Source organism: uncultured Gelidibacter sp. (genome assembly GCF_947500795.1).
Lineage (GTDB): Bacteria > Bacteroidota > Bacteroidia > Flavobacteriales > Flavobacteriaceae > Gelidibacter.
In genome coordinates this window covers 257999-274834 of the sequence record NZ_CANMTE010000002.1, presented here as the reverse complement: position 1 = coordinate 274834, position 16836 = coordinate 257999, and the positions used below count along the sequence as shown (strand labels likewise).

Annotated in this window: 13 protein-coding genes and 1 tRNA gene; 7 read left to right on the top strand and 7 right to left on the bottom strand. The window is 37.6% G+C overall.

The window, feature by feature from the left end:
• Positions 1-105: 105 nt before the first annotated feature.
• The 3 genes from Q0947_RS06440 to mce all read right to left on the bottom strand — a co-directional run bounded on the left by Q0947_RS06440 (position 106) and on the right by mce (position 1543).
• Positions 106-705, bottom strand: a complete 600-nt coding sequence (locus Q0947_RS06440; RefSeq protein WP_299393830.1) for a hypothetical protein — start codon at positions 703-705, stop codon at positions 106-108.
• Positions 706-1015: 310 nt separating this feature from the next.
• Positions 1016-1089 (bottom strand) — tRNA-Ile (locus Q0947_RS06435).
• 49 nt (positions 1090-1138) lie between these two features.
• Positions 1139-1543, bottom strand: a complete 405-nt coding sequence (gene mce, locus Q0947_RS06430) for a methylmalonyl-CoA epimerase (RefSeq protein ID WP_299393826.1) — start codon at positions 1541-1543, stop codon at positions 1139-1141.
• Between the two features lie 232 nt (positions 1544-1775).
• Here mce and rbfA point away from each other — a divergent pair, with 232 nt between their 5' ends.
• Positions 1776-2171 carry a 30S ribosome-binding factor RbfA gene (rbfA, locus tag Q0947_RS06425; protein ID WP_133756954.1) on the top strand — a complete coding sequence of 132 codons (396 nt, stop codon included), beginning with the start codon at positions 1776-1778 and terminating at the stop codon, positions 2169-2171.
• Positions 2172-3374, top strand: a complete 1203-nt coding sequence (locus Q0947_RS06420; RefSeq protein ID WP_299393816.1) for an FtsX-like permease family protein — start codon at positions 2172-2174, stop codon at positions 3372-3374.
• Positions 3375-3391: 17 nt separating this feature from the next.
• Here Q0947_RS06420 and dusB read toward each other — a convergent pair whose 3' ends face one another.
• Together dusB and Q0947_RS06410 are read right to left on the bottom strand one after the other, a co-directional pair.
• Entirely contained in the window at positions 3392-4384 is a 993-nt protein-coding gene (gene dusB, locus Q0947_RS06415; protein ID WP_299394987.1) for a tRNA dihydrouridine synthase DusB, read from the bottom strand.
• 119 nt (positions 4385-4503) lie between these two features.
• Positions 4504-6930, bottom strand: coding sequence for an outer membrane beta-barrel family protein (locus Q0947_RS06410; protein WP_299393810.1), 2427 nt, complete (start codon positions 6928-6930; stop codon positions 4504-4506).
• A gap of 146 nt (positions 6931-7076) precedes the next feature.
• On the opposite strand from Q0947_RS06410, the gene lepA reads away from it, so the two are divergent.
• The 3 genes from lepA (at position 7077) to Q0947_RS06395 (ending at position 11742) form a co-directional block, all read left to right on the top strand.
• Positions 7077-8873, top strand: coding sequence for a translation elongation factor 4 (gene lepA, locus Q0947_RS06405; RefSeq protein ID WP_299393803.1), 1797 nt, complete (start codon positions 7077-7079; stop codon positions 8871-8873).
• 203 nt (positions 8874-9076) lie between these two features.
• A complete protein-coding gene (locus Q0947_RS06400; RefSeq protein ID WP_299393799.1) occupies positions 9077-10480 on the top strand; it encodes a glycogen/starch synthase in 1404 nt (467 codons plus the stop codon).
• A 2-nt stretch (positions 10481-10482) separates the two neighbouring features.
• Positions 10483-11742 (top strand): glucose-1-phosphate adenylyltransferase, encoded by a 1260-nt coding sequence (locus tag Q0947_RS06395; protein WP_299393796.1) that lies wholly within the window; start codon positions 10483-10485, stop codon positions 11740-11742.
• A 62-nt stretch (positions 11743-11804) separates the two neighbouring features.
• On the opposite strand, the gene Q0947_RS06390 is transcribed toward Q0947_RS06395, so the two are convergent.
• Complete coding sequence (locus Q0947_RS06390) at positions 11805-13685, bottom strand: sodium:proton antiporter (protein WP_299393791.1); 1881 nt, start codon at positions 13683-13685, stop codon at positions 11805-11807.
• A 131-nt stretch (positions 13686-13816) separates the two neighbouring features.
• Positions 13817-14131 carry a DUF202 domain-containing protein gene (locus tag Q0947_RS06385; protein ID WP_299394983.1) on the bottom strand — a complete coding sequence of 105 codons (315 nt, stop codon included), beginning with the start codon at positions 14129-14131 and terminating at the stop codon, positions 13817-13819.
• A gap of 203 nt (positions 14132-14334) precedes the next feature.
• Here Q0947_RS06385 and Q0947_RS06380 point away from each other — a divergent pair, with 203 nt between their 5' ends.
• Together Q0947_RS06380 and Q0947_RS06375 are read left to right on the top strand one after the other, a co-directional pair.
• A complete protein-coding gene (locus Q0947_RS06380; RefSeq protein WP_299393786.1) occupies positions 14335-15198 on the top strand; it encodes an MBL fold metallo-hydrolase in 864 nt (287 codons plus the stop codon).
• Between the two features lie 12 nt (positions 15199-15210).
• Positions 15211-16827: a S8 family peptidase gene (locus Q0947_RS06375; RefSeq protein WP_299393782.1), complete on the top strand. Its 1617-nt coding sequence runs from the start codon at positions 15211-15213 to the stop codon at positions 16825-16827.
• Positions 16828-16836: the final 9 nt, after the last annotated feature.

Genomic DNA, 16836 nt, shown 5'->3' with positions numbered 1-16836 from the left:
TTGAAGGCGGTCGCGATATAAATGACCTTCCACAAATTTTCGGTGGTCGCTACTGGTCATTTTTTCCAGTACATACAATGCGGCAATACAGCTCGCCTATTTTTGTCATGGCACTGTGATTTCGTAAGGTTTTTCCGGAAATCCATATAGCGTTAATTTTTCCTTACTAATTTCACGAATTGGGATTAAAGTTTCTCTTACTCCATTATCATAAATTGCTCCGAAATACGTTCCGTCAAGGTTTTCAAGACTTAATTTCCGACCTTCTCTACGTAATCGTTTGTTAACTTCCTGAATAGCTGCACTATATAAATCCTTATTAAAAACAAACTTTATATGTTCATTATTCCATTGTACGTTAAATTCCAATTTCTCAATGTCCATCTTGGATAAATCAGTTTTAGTAGGTTCCAAGCGTTCATAGTCCACCTCAAAAATTTTGTCTACAGTAATTGACTCCGTTTCGCTTATTACTTTATGTAACTTTCCATGGTGAAAAAACCTAATCCGGTTTGCGTTTACAAGTTCAAATCTTGTGTCAGATATATTTTCAACCCAAATTTCGTTTTTCGATAAAACTCCATTGTGCGATCCATCCCCAACTCCAAAATGAAGAACTTTATTTTCATTAAATTCAATTAATTCAGGTTTGGAATAATCGTCTCCTGTTTTAATCATTAACCAAGTACCTTTAAATTCTTTCAAGTTATTTATCGTTTTTTGAATGTATGTGGATAGTAGCAAAACTGGTAAAAATGTAAAACATGTGAAACCAATAATAAATCATTGCTGGAGGTTTAATCTTTAGGTTACATTAATATTCGGAAAATACGCTTGAGGTGTAGACAAGTCATAATTTCCCTACTCATTTAATCTCAACAAGATAATAAAAAAATCAAGTAAAAAAGTTTGTTGTGAATCTTGTGAGGAAAATGCTCATAACGCTGTAATGAAGTGGATTGCGCTATAAAACAAAAAATCCAACTTAAATAAATAAGTTGGATTCTGTAGGTTGTGGTCCCACCTGGGCTCGAACCAGGGACCACTTGATTATGAGTCAAGTGCTCTAACCAACTGAGCTATAGGACCGGTTAAGAGGATGCAATATTACTACTAATTTTAAAATCATACAACAATTTTATGGCTTTATGTCTTGACATAATTCAATCAAAACACCATTGGTACTTTTAGGGTGCAAAAACGCGACCAACTTATTATCTGCACCTTTTTTAGGAATTTTGTTAAGGATGGTAAAGCCTTCGCCTTCCAAGCGTTTGAGCTCCGCTTCGATATCATCAACGGCAAAGGCGATATGGTGAATCCCCTCCCCTTTCTTTTCAATGAATTTCGCAATCGGACTGTCTGCTGACGTGGCTTCCAGCAATTCAATTTTGTTAGGGCCATTCTCAAAAAATGAGGTGCGTACGCCTTCACTCTCCACAGCTTCTATCTTGTAGTGGGGTTTCCCAAAAAGTGCAGCAAACAAACCGTTAGAAACTTCTAAATCTTTGACTGCAATCCCTATGTGTTCTATTTTTTTCATCCTTGTGCCCGCGTAGGCGGGTATCTACCATTCCCGCGTAGGCGGGAATCTTATTATTATCAATCCAAAGCTAAATCCAACCCACCTTAGGTGGCGCCAACGCAACTTTGTATCCTCAAAAATACAATAATCCTTAAATATGCTCTATTTTTGCAGTTGATAAGCCGCTATTTGGCTTTTTAATACTAATTTAAATCAAAAATTAGCAGTTTTAGATTTATAAATAAGAATCATGGAAGAAAGTCATAGACAGAAAAAAATAGGTGGGATATTGCAGGAAGACTTGGTTGACGTGCTTCAAGGTGCAGCAACTAAAGGCGGCATGCGTGGAATTATCATCTCCGTAAGTAAAGTAAACGTAACGGCCGATTTAGGTTTAGCCAAAGTATATTTAAGCATTTTCCCTAATAAGGAAGCTGAAGAATTATTGAAAGGCATCCGCTCTAACACGCCACTCATTCGTCATGAATTGGCGCAACGTACCAGACATCAATTGCGCAGAATGCCTAATTTGGAGTTCTTTATTGATGATTCTCTAGAGTATATTGAACGCATCGATAAGTCCTTAAAAGGTGAAGAAAACCCTATTAAGGACGCCGATTTATTGGATAAACGTAAAAAATCGTAATTGAACTTTGCGCTTTACATCGCTAAGCGATACCTCTTTACCAAGAGCAGCAATAATGCCATAAATATCATGACCATTATTGCTGCTTCAGGTGTAGTTGTTGCCGCTGCTGCGTTGTTTATAGTGCTTTCGGGATTTGCGGGCTTAAAGGATTTTAGCCTCGAATTTTCTTCATTTGTAGATCCTGACCTTAAAATTACGCCTCCCCAAGGGAAATCTTTTTTACTCACAGAAAAGGATTCCACTGCCCTACACAACATTTCCGGGATTGCCTCCTATTCAAAGACCATTGAAGAGCGCATCATTATTGAATTTGATAATAAAAACTTATTAGCGTCCTTAAAAGGTGTTGACGATCAGTATCTGAACGTCACCAATATAGATTCCATGATCATCCAAGGACAATGGTTTCAGAAAGGCAGCGGACAATTGGTTTCCGGCTGGGGCATTGCGCACAACCTCTCTTTTGGGGTTTTAGACTACGGCAAGGCACTGAATATTTATGTGCCAAAACCAGGTGTTGGGCAAATCACCTCTATGAAAGGTGCGTTCAACTCGCTGACCATGGTAAATATTGGGGTTTTTGATGTGAATGAGGATTTAAACGCCACCTACGTTTATACGGACATTGTGAATGCGCGTTATTTGATGGATTATGCACCTAACCAATTGAGCAGCATCGAAATCAAATTACAACCAAATACGGATGAAAAATCGGTTAGAAATGCCATTTTAGAGCAATTTGAAACCGATGTGATTGTTAAAAACAGAGCGCAACTTAATGATTCGCTTTACAAGATGCTGAACACTGAAAATTTGGTGGTGTATCTGATTTTTACCTTAGTGATCATCATTGCGTTATTCAACGTGATTGGCGCATTAATTATGATGATTTTGGATAAAAAAGGCTCTCTGCACACGCTTTATAATATTGGCGCAACCACAAAAGATATCCGTCGTGTGTTTTTCCTTCAAGGTAGTTTAATGACGATTCTTGGTGGATTTGTAGGCGTTTTAATAGGATTTATTCTGGTAGTACTGCAACAGCAATTTGCGCTGGTCATGATCACACCATCGCTTCCTTATCCTGTTAATATTAAGGTTATGAATATTGTGCTGGTGCTAGTTACCATCACCGTATTAGGCTTGATTGCTTCAAAAATTGCTTCAGGACGCATTACTGAAAAGCTGATCAGAAGTTAATAGAGCGATTTTAAGGCTTATGCAAACTCGAAGCCTGAAAACACCTCAAGAACCTCATCAAACGCTTCAAAAACACCATCAGATTCATCACTCGTTACCATTTTGGTACGGTATTCCTTAAAGTTTGGAATGCCTTTAAAGTAGTTGGTATAGTGACGTCGGGTTTCAAAAACACCAAGCTTCTCCCCTTTCCAATCGATGGCCATTTGCAGATGTCTGCGGGCAGCATCAACGCGTTCTTCCAAAGAAATTGGTGCGAGATGTTCACCAGTATTAAAAAAGTGTTTTACTTGTTTGAAAAACCACGGATTTCCGATACTCGCGCGACCAATCATACAACCGTCCAAGCCATATACGTCACGCATTTCCATTGCTTTTTCTGGCGTATCCACATCGCCATTACCAAATACTGGAATGTGCATGCGCGGATTGTTTTTCACCTCAGCAATTGGTCCCCAGTCAGCATTACCCTTATACATCTGAGCGCGTGTACGCCCGTGGATGGAAATAGCTTTACAGCCTACATCCTGTAACCGTTCGGCAACTTCAACAATGCGGATGGAATCATGGTCCCACCCCAAACGGGTTTTTACAGTAACTGGCAAATTGGTGCGTTTTACCATCTCGGCAGTCAACTGCTCCATCAAACACACATCTTTTAAAATACCTGCACCTGCACCTTTACTCACCACTTTTTTAACTGGACAGCCAAAGTTGATGTCGATAATATCAGGGTTCGATTTTTCTACGATATCAATGGTTTGTAACATACTTTCCAAATTGGCTCCAAAAATTTGAATGCCAACCGGACGCTCCCGTTCATAAATATCTAACTTCATGATGCTTTTTGCCGCATCTCTAATCAGGCCTTCGCTGGAAATGAATTCTGTGTACACCACATCCGCACCGTGCTCCTTGCACAACGCTCTGAATGGAGGATCACTAACATCTTCCATAGGTGCCAAAAGCAAAGGAAAGTCAGGAAGTTCTATGTCGCCTATTTTAACCACTGTTGAAATTTTCGACAAAATTAATGCTTTTTCTGTAAATGCAATTATTTAATCCTCAGAGGTTTTGGGAAGACACACCTTGAGAAATGTTAAATGGAACGGCAACGGCTAAAAAAGTACTAGTTATCAGTCTTTCCTAAACGATCAGTTTCCTGTTGCGATTTAGTACGTTGGTTAGTTTCTAAATTAGTATTCCCGAATTTGTAGCGGAAGCCCAATTTGATAAAACGCGTATCCTGATCATAATAAATAGCACTATCCTGATTGAGGTATTGTGAACGGATATCGAAATTTTGGGTGTTAAATACATCGGAAACAACTAAAGAAATACTGCCTTTCTTTTTAAGAATGCTTTTGGAAACCGTTAATTCTGAAGCGATAAAATCCTGCACTTCTCTAAACCCGCTCATACTTTTACTGAGGTAGGTCATGTTGAAATTCACATTAAGGCTTTTATCCTTTAAAAAGGTAAAATCATTGCTCAACACGCTATAATTTGACCATTGATTACGGTCGATTTTGCTGCCATTAAATTCGGCTTCATCCTGAGTATTGTAAAACGACGTCACAAAATAAATTGACCAATTCTCCATCATATAGAAATACGTGATAAAATCAAAACCAAACTCTACAGTTTTACTCAGATTGATAGGCGTATAAATCAGGATATTATTAGCATTGTCCTGAAATGGAAGCTCAAAAATATTATTGGTAAAAGTTTTATAATACGCTTCAAAAGTATAGGTACCTCCTGCTAAAGACGTTCCTAGCACAGCGTGGTCTACAATAACAGGTTGTAAATTAGGATTCCCCGTAACAATATTATGATCGTTTAGATAAAATAGAAAAGGGTTTAAATTTTGGTAATTCGGGCGCTGAATGCTTCGTTTGTAATTGCTATAAATAGACACGTTATCGGAAGCGGTATAGCTCAAACTTGCGGAAGGAAACCATTCCAGATACTCTTGTTTTTTAGTTGTCGCCTCAATAACCGAATTGCTTTCCACATTGGTTTGCTCAGCACGCAAGCCTGCTACCAAACTCAGTTGATCCCAATCTTGGGAAAAATTCACATATCCCGCTGCAATCACCTCATCATAATCAAACGCATCGGTATTATTCGGGTCTATCACTTCCGTTCCATTAACCTTATCAAACTGTGTAATGTTACTTGCGCTCTTAATATTGGAACCTTTCGCACCAATTTCTAACTTTGATGCATCGCCCAATGGTAAGGTATAATCTACTTTGGCGGTATAAATATCGGTGTCTTGGTGATTGTCGGTCCTAAACGCCGTGCTTTCTAAAAAGCTGCCGTCAGCATTAAAATAATCACTTCTTACGTTTTGGTTTCTGTTGTAATTAAACGTTGTAAAATGAGCGTTTACTGCTAATTTTTCGCCTGCTTTTTTAAATTTATGAACATAATCCACATCAAACCCTAAATTGTACTTATCATCATCCGACAGGTTGTTGGCATTAAAAAAGTAATCTAAATTTTGATTGGCATCCAATACCTGGGTTGCATTGTTAATTTTATACTTAAAATATGGCAATACAAGAATGTTTGAGCTCACACTCAAGGTATTGTTCGGGTCTATAGTATAGTCAAAATTGAAATTGAAATTGTGCGTTTTAGACCAGGTATTTCTGTTTGTAGTGGATTTAAAAATTTCGTCAATGGCATTATTCCCATCCAAATAATTCACAACATCATTCTGATCTCTGTTGATTTTATCTTGCGAATAACTATAATTTGCAAAAAAGTCAATGTGATCATTCTTAAAGAAATGGCTTGTACCGCCATTGTAGCGCGGGAAAACACCTTGGGTAAAATCTGCAGACACATTACCGCGGTATCCGGTAATTAAATTTTTGCTCATGACAATGTTGATCACGGCACCGCTGGATCCATCATACTTTGCAGAAGGATTGGTAATGACTTCCACTGATTTGATGTTGTTTGCTGAAGCGCCTTCCAAAAGTTGGATCAACTCCGTCGTATTCAACTGGACCTTCTTTTCGTTAATATAAACTGTCGGTTTGGAGTTTTTTACTTGAATGGAGTTGTCCAATACCAAAATCCCTGGTGTATTTTTCAGCACTTCAAACATCGTACCTTCAATAAGTGCTGTGTTTTCAATATTAAACACCAATCGGTCCGCTTCCTTTTTTAAGGTTGGTCGTTTCACCAAAATATTAACCTGATCCAGCTCTTGTGAAACTTCATTCAGCACCACCCTACCCATTTCGACTGGTTGGTCTACCACTACCGATTTAAAAACGTCTTTAAAACCGATAAAACTGAACTTTAACAGGTACTGATCTTCAGCTACTTTATCGAACTTGAACAGTCCTTTCTCATTTGTAGAAACGCCTTTAACAATGGCAGAATCCTGAGCTTTCATCAAAATAATATTCGCAAATGCAATAGAGGAACCCTCAATATCGGTTACACTTCCTGATATGGAATGCTCCTGCCCAAAACTGAGAGAAGCTGAAAGTAAGGCACATAAAGTGCAGATAATAATGTTGGAGCGTTTCAAATGTTTTATTTTGGTCCTGCAATATAGAAATAGTTTTATAATTTTTTCTACGGTATAACCACAGATATAGTGCTATTTAGAATCAATAAAAAATATTTAAACGCTAATAAATCGCTTATATTTGCATATTAGTTAGCCCATTTTTTATGAAGAACATTCGAAATTTTTGTATTATAGCACATATTGATCACGGCAAAAGTACCCTTGCAGATCGATTATTGGACTTTACCGGTTCTGTAACCGAGCGTGAGAAACAAAACCAACTCCTTGACAATATGGACTTGGAGCGTGAGCGTGGTATTACCATTAAATCTCACGCCATACAAATGGACTACACCTATAAAGGTGAAAAATTTGTCCTAAATCTTATTGATACTCCTGGTCACGTTGATTTTTCTTATGAAGTGTCACGTTCCATTGCTGCTTGTGAAGGTGCTTTGTTAATTGTAGATGCTGCACAAAGTATTCAGGCGCAGACTATTTCCAATTTATATTTGGCTTTAGAGAATGATTTAGAGATCATTCCTATTTTGAATAAAGTAGATTTACCTAGCGCGAATCCTGAAGAAGTTACTGATGATATTGTTGAATTATTAGGCTGTAAACCAGAAGACGTTATTCATGCCAGCGGTAAAACCGGTTTTGGAGTTGATAAAATTTTAGAAGCTGTTATTGAACGTATTCCTGCGCCTAAAGGTGATCCGGATGCGCCATTGCAAGCCTTAATTTTTGACTCCGTATACAATACTTTTAGAGGTATTGAAACCTATTTTAGAGTCTTTAACGGCGAAATTAAAAAAGGTCAAAAAATTAAATTCGTTGCTACGGATAAGGAATATTATGCTGATGAAGTAGGTACCCTAAAACTCACACAAGTTGCAAAACAGAGTGTTAAAACGGGAGATGTAGGGTATTTGATTACAGGTATCAAAACCGCAAAAGAGGTAAAAGTAGGAGATACCATTACTGACTTTGCCAACCCTACTACAAATATCGTTGAAGGTTTTGAGGACGTTAAACCAATGGTATTTGCCGGAATTTATCCTGTAGATACTGAAGATTATGAAGAGTTGCGCAGCTCTATGGAGAAGCTGCAATTAAATGATGCGTCCCTGGTATTTTTACCAGAAAGTTCAGCAGCATTAGGCTTTGGTTTCCGTTGTGGTTTCTTAGGAATGCTACATATGGAAATTATTCAAGAACGTTTGGAGCGTGAGTTTGACATGACGGTTATTACAACCGTTCCTAACGTGTCTTACCATGCGTATACCAACAAAAACCCTGATGTTCCTTTTATTGTGAACAACCCATCTGATTTACCAGATCCATCTACCGTTAACCGTGTAGAGGAGCCTTATATTAAAGCAACCATTATTACAAAATCTGATTTTGTGGGTAACGTGATGTCGTTGTGTATTGAGAAAAGAGGGAATGTTCTTAACCAAACGTATTTAACTCCAGAACGTGTAGAGCTTACTTTTGAGATGCCATTGGCAGAAATTGTATTCGACTTTTACGACCGATTGAAAACGGTTTCTAAAGGTTATGCTTCTTTTGATTACCATCCTATTGGAATGAAAGTTTCCAAATTGGTACGTTTGGATATCTTATTGAATTCACAACCTGTAGATGCCCTATCAGCGTTAATTCACTTTGATAATGCACAGAATATTGGAAAGAAAATGTGTGAAAAGTTGAAGGAATTGATTCCTCGTCAACAATTTGATATTCCTATCCAAGCTGCTGTAGGTGCGAAGATCATCTCTAGAGAAACCATTAAAGCGCTTCGTAAGGATGTAACCGCAAAATGTTATGGTGGTGATATTTCTCGTAAACGTAAACTTCTAGAAAAACAGAAAAAAGGTAAAAAACGTATGCGCCAAGTAGGAAATGTCGAAATTCCTCAGCAAGCGTTTATGGCGGTATTAAAGCTGAATGATTAATCGTTGATTAGTCCTTTTCGCTAAAATACTTTCAGCACTATAAAACGGGCTCAATGGAAATCATCGATTTTTATTGAGCCCGTTTATTTTTAGTGGGGTTATGAACACAACACCCTTAACCATTTCGTAAAAATTAATTTATTTTATAAGGATGTTAAATGCTCAAATATTTTGTAGTTTTAAACAACTCATAAAATCAACCAATGACCATATTTCATATCAGTGCAGAATGCTATCCTATTGCTAAAGTCGGCGGTTTGGGAGACGTGGTTGGTGCACTTCCTAAATATCAAAATAAAATAGGCGAGACCAGTAGCGTCATCATGCCCTTTTATGATAATAAATTTACCAATTCCCATGCGTTTAAAAGAGTTTTTAAAGGCCGTTTTAACTTAGGAAGAACCTTTGATTTTGATATCCTAACATTAGAAGATAACATCTTAGGGTATGACCTTTATTTGGTGCATATTCCTGATCTTTTATATACTGATTATGTGTATTCTTCCAATGATACGGAGCGCTTTTTAGGCTTTCAAATAGCAACCTTGGATTGGTTGGTGCAATTGGAGCAAAAACCTGACCTTGTGCATTGCCATGACCATCATACAGGGTTGATTCCGTTTATGATGTCTCAAAGTTATGCGTATCACAAGTTACGCAGCACCCCAACGGTGGTGACCATTCACAACGGCCAATATCAAGGTTGGTTTGGGCATAATAAAATACACCTCATTCCGCCTTTCGATTTTTCCAAAGCAGGCTTATTAGATTGGAACCATCTTATTAATCCGCTCGCTTCGGCCATAAAATGTGCTTGGAAAGTAACTACCGTTTCTCCCAATTATATGGAAGAGCTCAAATATGCGGCCAATGGTTTGGAAGATTTATTGCGCCAGGAAAGTGGTAAATGTGTGGGTATCTTAAACGGGATAGACGACAAAGTTTGGGATCCCGCTACGGATGCTGACCTGATTAAAAATTATTCCATTAAAACCGTTGCTACAGGTAAAAAAGCGAATAAAGCGTGGCTTTGTAGAGAGTTCAATCTCAATCCTGAGCTTCCGTTATTTGCATTTATTGGACGTTTGGTTGATGAAAAAGGAGCCGATTTATTACCTGAAATTTTTAATAGTGCCCTGCATCATAAAAATTTATCCATCATGATGTTGGGTTCTGGAGATGCTAATGTTGAACAGCAATTGGACCAACTGAAACAAGAGCATGCTGGATTTTACAACACTTATATTGGCTATAACGAACGTTTGGCCCATATTGTATATGCTGCTGCAGATTTCTTAGTAATGCCGTCTCGCGTTGAGCCATGTGGCTTAAATCAGATGTATGCCTTGCGCTACGGCACCGTACCCATTGTTAATAAAGTGGGTGGTTTAAAAGATACTGTTGAAGATTTTGACAGTAATGGATTTGGCGTGCTACATGATGGCGCCACCGTTCAGGAAGGCAGTTTTGCCATCTACAGAGCCATTAATTTTTACAACGATACGGACAGATTCAAAAAAAATCGTAATTTGATCATGAAAATTGACCATTCTTGGGATAGTTCTGCCCAAGCTTACGTCAACCTCTATAATTCATTAATCCTATAACTATGTACCACGACAGTGTAATTTCTATCATTTTAGGTGGTGGACAAGGCTCCCGACTATATCCGCTAACGCAATCGCGTTCAAAACCGGCGGTTCCCATTGCAGGAAAGTACAGATTGGTGGATATTCCGATTTCAAACTGTATCAATTCAGAAATTAAACGCATGTTCGTCCTCACGCAATTTAACTCCGCGTCCCTGAACAAGCATATAAAAAACACCTATCATTTTAGTTTTTTCAGTCAGGCTTTTGTTGATGTTTTAGCCGCTGAACAAACCATGTCCAACAACACTTGGTATCAAGGTACTGCCGATGCTGTCCGCCAGAATATGCACCACTTTTTGAATCACGATTTTGAGTACGCCCTGATTTTATCAGGAGATCAATTGTACCAAATGGATTTTAATGAATTGTTGGATGCGCATAAGGCAAGTAATGCTGAAATAACCATCGCTACCTTACCGGTAAAAGAGAAAGAAGCCACCTCATTCGGGATTTTAAAAACTGATGAAAATAGTATTATCACCTCTTTTATTGAAAAACCAGATGCTAGTTTATTACCAGATTGGACCTCTCAAGTGAGTGATGATATGAAGGCTCAAGGCCGAAATCATCTCGCTTCTATGGGTATTTATATCTTTAATAGAGACCTTCTTATAGAGCTGATGAACAATCCTGACACCAACGATTTTGGTAAAGAAATCATTCCGCAGGCTATTGATAAACACAAAACATTAAGTTATCAGTTTGAGGGCTATTGGACCGATATTGGAAATATTGACTCGTTTTTTGAAGCCAACTTGGGTCTTACAGACGAAATTCCGGAATTTGACCTTTTCAACAGTAGCAAACGCATTTACACAAGAGCGCGGATGCTACCTACCACAAAAATTAGTGGAACCACTCTTAATAGAGCAGTTATAGCGGATGGTTGCATTATAAATGCAGCAAAAATTGAACGTTCCGTCATTGGTATTCGTGCCCGTATTGGTCATAATTCTACCATTATCAACACCTATATGATGGGTAGTGACAATTATCAAACACTTGAAGAAGTGACCTCTACCTCAACAATTCCGATGGGAATAGGGGAGCGTTGCTTTATAAAAAACGCCATTATTGATAAAAATTGTCGCATTGGGAATGATGTAAGAATCAACGGCGATTCCTGCAAAGATGTGGAAACCGATACGTATGTTATTAGAGATGGTATAGTAGTAATTAGAAAAGGGGCTATAATTCCTCATGGAACGGTCATTTAAAGACCGCTGCACACATTTAAAATAGTCAAAGGACTAATTAATTATAAAAAAGCTTCAAACGATCAATTTGAAGCTTTTTCATTTTGTTTCATGTTTGTTTTTTCCTTTTGAATTTTTTCAATGTCATAAGGCTTCCCTAAATACACCAATTTCCAACCTTCAGTAAATTCTTCATAATCCTTATCAATATTGGAAATGATATGCAATTGATCGGATTCGTCCTTTAAAAACAACGGAATAATATCATAATCTCTCCCGCTCAGGTCGATTAGCGTATCAAAATGCTTTTTATCAGTAAGTTCAATTTCATGGATAGCAGGATATCTTCGTGTGGTTTCAGTTAAGGAAATAAAGTCGTCTCCTTGCAAGAAAATACTTTGTTTAGGTTTGTAATTTGGATCGTTTAATTCGTCAGCAGTTATCAGTCTAAACGCTCCATTTTCACCAAATTCCCCTTTAAATCGGTCGATTGCAAAATGGTTGATGTCCGAGTTTCCTGTTAAGGCGATAATATATCCAACGTCATTCAGCTCAATATTATCCGCTAAAGTATCCGCATAAATATTCGTATTGATGGCCTCTAAACCTAATTCTGCTGCTTTGTCAATATTATTCTGATTGTTATCAATTAGGACGACATGTCTTCCGTTTTCCTCCAAATAATTACCGATTAATCGCGATGCTTTAGAAGCCCCGATAATTAAAATTCCATTGGATTTTTTCAAGAACACACCCACCCATTGTGCCACATAACGTGCCGTTGTGGCGTTTAATAAAACCGTTCCCAACACAATCATAAACACTAAAGGTGTAATAAATTCTGCGTCTGGAACGCCGTTTTTAGCTAATTTTAAACCGAATAGCGAAGCAATACCAGCGGCCACAATTCCGCGAGGTCCAACCCAACTGATAAATAACTTTTCATTAAGTTCTAATGAGGAATTGAAGGTGCTTAAAAACACGCCAAGGGGTCTCAATACAAACACCACGATGGCAAATAATATGACGGTATTCCAATTAAAAATAAGCAGAAGGTCTTCCATATTGATATTGGCCGCCAACAAGATAAAAAGGATGGATACCAATAACACACTTAAGGACTCCTTAAAATAGAGCAATTCCTTTAAATATGGAGAATTGGAGTTACCCAAAACCATTCCCATTACCACCACAGCCAGTAACCCGGATTCATGTGCAAACGTGTCTGCCAATACAAAAACGCCCAACACACTAGCCAAAGCAAAAACATTGAGCAAATAGTGGGGAATTAACTTCTTATTGATGATAAAATTAAGGCCATGGGCAAAGGCAAATCCGAACGTACTTCCGAACAATACAATCTTTCCGAACTCAATAAAAGCTGTTTTTGTAAACGCACCGCCAGCATCCACACTTATAAATTCAAACACTAAAACGGCCACTAAAGCGCCTATTGGATCAATGAGGATGCCTTCCCATCTCAAAACTGCTGAAACGTCTTGTTTTAAAGGAATATTACGTAAAATTGGCGTGATTACCGTAGGGCCTGTTACAATGATTAACGCTGAAAACAGAAAAGACATTTCCCAGCTCAGATAGAATATAAAATGCGCGGCAACAGCGGCACCAAAAAAGGTGACCAAAGAGCCAATAGTGATCAACTTTGAAATTACTGGACCTACATTTTTAATTTCTTTAACCCGTAGTGTCAAGCCACCTTCAAAAAGAATAATACTAATGGCTAACGATACAAAATAAAAGAGGCTTTCGCCTGGAAAAAGTCCCTTTTTGCCGTTATAGATAGGTTCTATCCATTTGGATCCGTCACTAGAAAGGTATTCTGCCGCAATAGGCCCGACTAAAAGCCCAATTAAAATTAAAGGTAAAATTGCCGGAATCTTTAATTTCCAAGCCACCCACTGCGCCAATATGCCTAGTATGACAATTCCTGCTAGTTCAATCATATATTTTATTTAGTACTATTTTTCTAGTTGTAATAGGGGTAAAGTTATTTTTTTTGGATGAATCACCCATAAAATTTTGATAAAAACGAAAATGAGCACTGAAAACAAGGAAATTACAGAAAATAACTTAATTATTTATCCTTTCCTTTAGACTCAAAAGTGTAGTATAGCTTTTTTAAACTCTTTTTCAACAGCGTAAACCGATAAATGCCAATGATGAAGAAAATGGCACTAAAAACTAAGGCTAGGAGTGCTAAATATTTAAAATCGGGAAAATTTTTTAATTGGAAAAAGGCAATACCGCCCAAAAGAAGATACAGCGAAGATCGAATATAAGACAGTAAAGTGCGCTCATTGGCCAAGCGTGTACGTTCAATTGCAAGATAATCTCTTAAAATAATCTCCTGATCTGGCTTAAAATCGCGCCCAAACTTTAAGAGCCTCATTTTTCTGAGCCGCAATGGTTCTGGTACAATTTTCCTCATAATAGTTTTTTATAAAATTAGGTTAATTTTAATAAGTTTCAAATTATCTCCGGATTACTTATCGAAATTAAATGTTAAAATACCGCCAATATCAATGTGCAAAACCTGTAAATTTTAAGTGTTTTAGTAATTTGCATGTTTAATAATGGTTAAAAACCAAAACTATGAAACTATATCCGATTGAATCAGGAAATTTCAAACTTGATGGCGGTGCCATGTTTGGTGTTGTACCCAAATCTATTTGGCAGCGCACCAATCCTGCTGACGCCAATAACATGATTGATATTGCGGCCCGTTGTTTATTAATTGAGGATGGCAACCGTCTGATTTTAGTGGATACCGGAATGGGAAATAAGCAGAACGATAAGTTTTTTGGATACTACTATTTATGGGGCAACCATTCTATTGATAATTCTTTAAATCAACTCGGTTTTCATAGGGATGATATTACGGATGTGTTTATGACGCATCTGCATTTTGATCATTGCGGTGGCAGCATTCAGTGGAATAAAGATAGAACAGGGTATGAGCCTGCTTTTAAAAATGCGCATTATTGGAGTAATAAAGAGCATTGGAGCTGGGCAACGCAGCCCAACAATCGTGAAAAAGCATCCTTTTTAAAAGAAAATATTCTGCCGATGGAAGAAAGTGGCCAACTCAGGTTTACGGAACTTCCAGAAAATAGACTTCTCAAAAATTCTGACCTAGGGTTCGATATCTTCTTTGCCGATGGCCATACCGATAAACAAATGATTCCGCTCATCAAATACAAGAATAAAACCATCGCTTTTATGGCAGATTTATTGCCAACTGCCGGGCATTTACCGTTACCATTCGTTATGGGTTATGATACGCGTCCGTTATTAACATTAGACGAAAAGGAATTATTTTTGAACACTGCGGCAGATGAAAATTATTATTTATTTTTAGAGCATGACGCACATAATCAAATTATTACCGTAAAACACACTGAAAAGGGTGTTCGCTTAGATCAAACCTATACTACACAAGACATTTTTACCAATTAATACAAAGATCACATGAAATTATTTAAATCATTTGCTATTGCTGCATTCGCGGCAACTACACTTTTTAATTGTGGCTCATCCACAGGTGTTGTTTCTACACCGATGGAAAATATTGATACACTTCCTTTAAAAACTTCCGAATTAACAGAATTTGAAAAGCAACATTGGGCACATTTAGATCTTAAAAGTGACACCATCCCTGGGATGAGTGTTGATAAAGCGTACAATGAAATCATCAAAAATAGAAAAGGAACATCTACCATAGTTGCGGTAATTGATTCAGGAATTGACATTGATCATGAAGATTTACAAGGTGCTATTTGGAAGAATCCTAAAGAAATTCCTGGCAACGGAAAAGATGATGACAACAACGGCTATATAGATGATGTTTACGGTTGGAATTTTTTAGGCGATGCTTATAATGAGCAGTTGGAATATGTGCGTTTATTGGCAAGTGGCAACACCTCGCACCCAAGATATGCAGAAGCAAAAGCGGAACGTCAATCAGAATATGACAAGTATGTTGGCATTAAAACCAATTACGAGCAGTTTTTACAACAAATAAAACATGCTGATGATGCTTTAGAAAAAGAAACTAAAAAAGTAAATTATACAAAAGAAGATGTCAATGCCATCAAAACGAGCAATCAAACATTACAACAATATATTGCGGTTGCAAAATATGTGTACAGCTTAGAATTTGAGACGTTAAAGGATGCTACTAAAGAACTTACTGAAGGATTAGTAGACATTACAGAGCGTTTAAACTACAATCTTAACGTCGATTTTAAAGGGCGTACTACTGGCGATAATCCTGATGATATCAATGACAAATACTACGGTAATAACAATGTAAAACCTGTAAAAGCTGCAGAAAGCCACGGCACGCACGTTGCTGGTATTATAGCTGCAGTAAGAAATAATGGTAAAGGTGGAAATGGCGTTGCAAATAATGTGAAAATTATGAGCCTTAGAGCCGTTCCTAATGGCGATGAATATGATAAAGATGTCGCTTTAGCTATCAGATATGCTGCAGATAATGGTGCCAAAGTTATCAACACCAGTTTTGGTAAATACTACTCACCACATAGTGACTGGGTAAGAGATGCTATTGTTTACGCAGCTTCTAAAGATGTCTTAATTGTTAATGCTGCCGGTAATGAAGGTGCTGATTTAGATACTAAAGATGTGTACCCAAATGATGCTGTTGGCACAGGCCCTGAAGTAGCCGATAACTTTATCAGTGTTGGGTCTTTAGATCCAAAATACGGTTCCGGATTGGTCTCAGGATTTTCAAATTATGGTAAAATAAATGTTGATATTTTTGCTCCAGGAGGAGAAATCTACTCTACATTCCCTAACAATGATTACGAAACTATTGGAGGTACATCTATGGCATCTCCTGCAGTTGCTGGTATTGCTGCGTTAATACGCTCTCAATATCCAAAATTGTCTGCGCCACAGGTTAAGAAAATTATCTTAGACTCAGGATTGGCATTAACAACAAAAGTAATTGTTGGTGGCGATCCATCAAACGTAAAACCATTCAGTGCCCTATCAAAATCACAAAAAATTGCGAATGCTTACAATGCTTTAATCTTAGCAGAACAAGTCGCAAAAAACCTCTAATTAAACCGT

Coding starts and splice junctions, on each gene's coding strand:
- mce (WP_299393826.1), bottom strand. CDS start 1,543: ATGAAAAAAATAGAACACATAGGGATTGCAGTCAAAGATTTAGAAGTT.
- rbfA (WP_133756954.1), top strand. CDS start 1,776: ATGGAAGAAAGTCATAGACAGAAAAAAATAGGTGGGATATTGCAGGAA.
- lepA (WP_299393803.1), top strand. CDS start 7,077: ATGAAGAACATTCGAAATTTTTGTATTATAGCACATATTGATCACGGC.
- Q0947_RS06400 (WP_299393799.1), top strand. CDS start 9,077: ATGACCATATTTCATATCAGTGCAGAATGCTATCCTATTGCTAAAGTC.
- Q0947_RS06395 (WP_299393796.1), top strand. CDS start 10,483: ATGTACCACGACAGTGTAATTTCTATCATTTTAGGTGGTGGACAAGGC.
- Q0947_RS06390 (WP_299393791.1), bottom strand. CDS start 13,685: ATGATTGAACTAGCAGGAATTGTCATACTAGGCATATTGGCGCAGTGG.
- Q0947_RS06385 (WP_299394983.1), bottom strand. CDS start 14,131: ATGAGGCTCTTAAAGTTTGGGCGCGATTTTAAGCCAGATCAGGAGATT.
- Q0947_RS06380 (WP_299393786.1), top strand. CDS start 14,335: ATGAAACTATATCCGATTGAATCAGGAAATTTCAAACTTGATGGCGGT.
- Q0947_RS06375 (WP_299393782.1), top strand. CDS start 15,211: ATGAAATTATTTAAATCATTTGCTATTGCTGCATTCGCGGCAACTACA.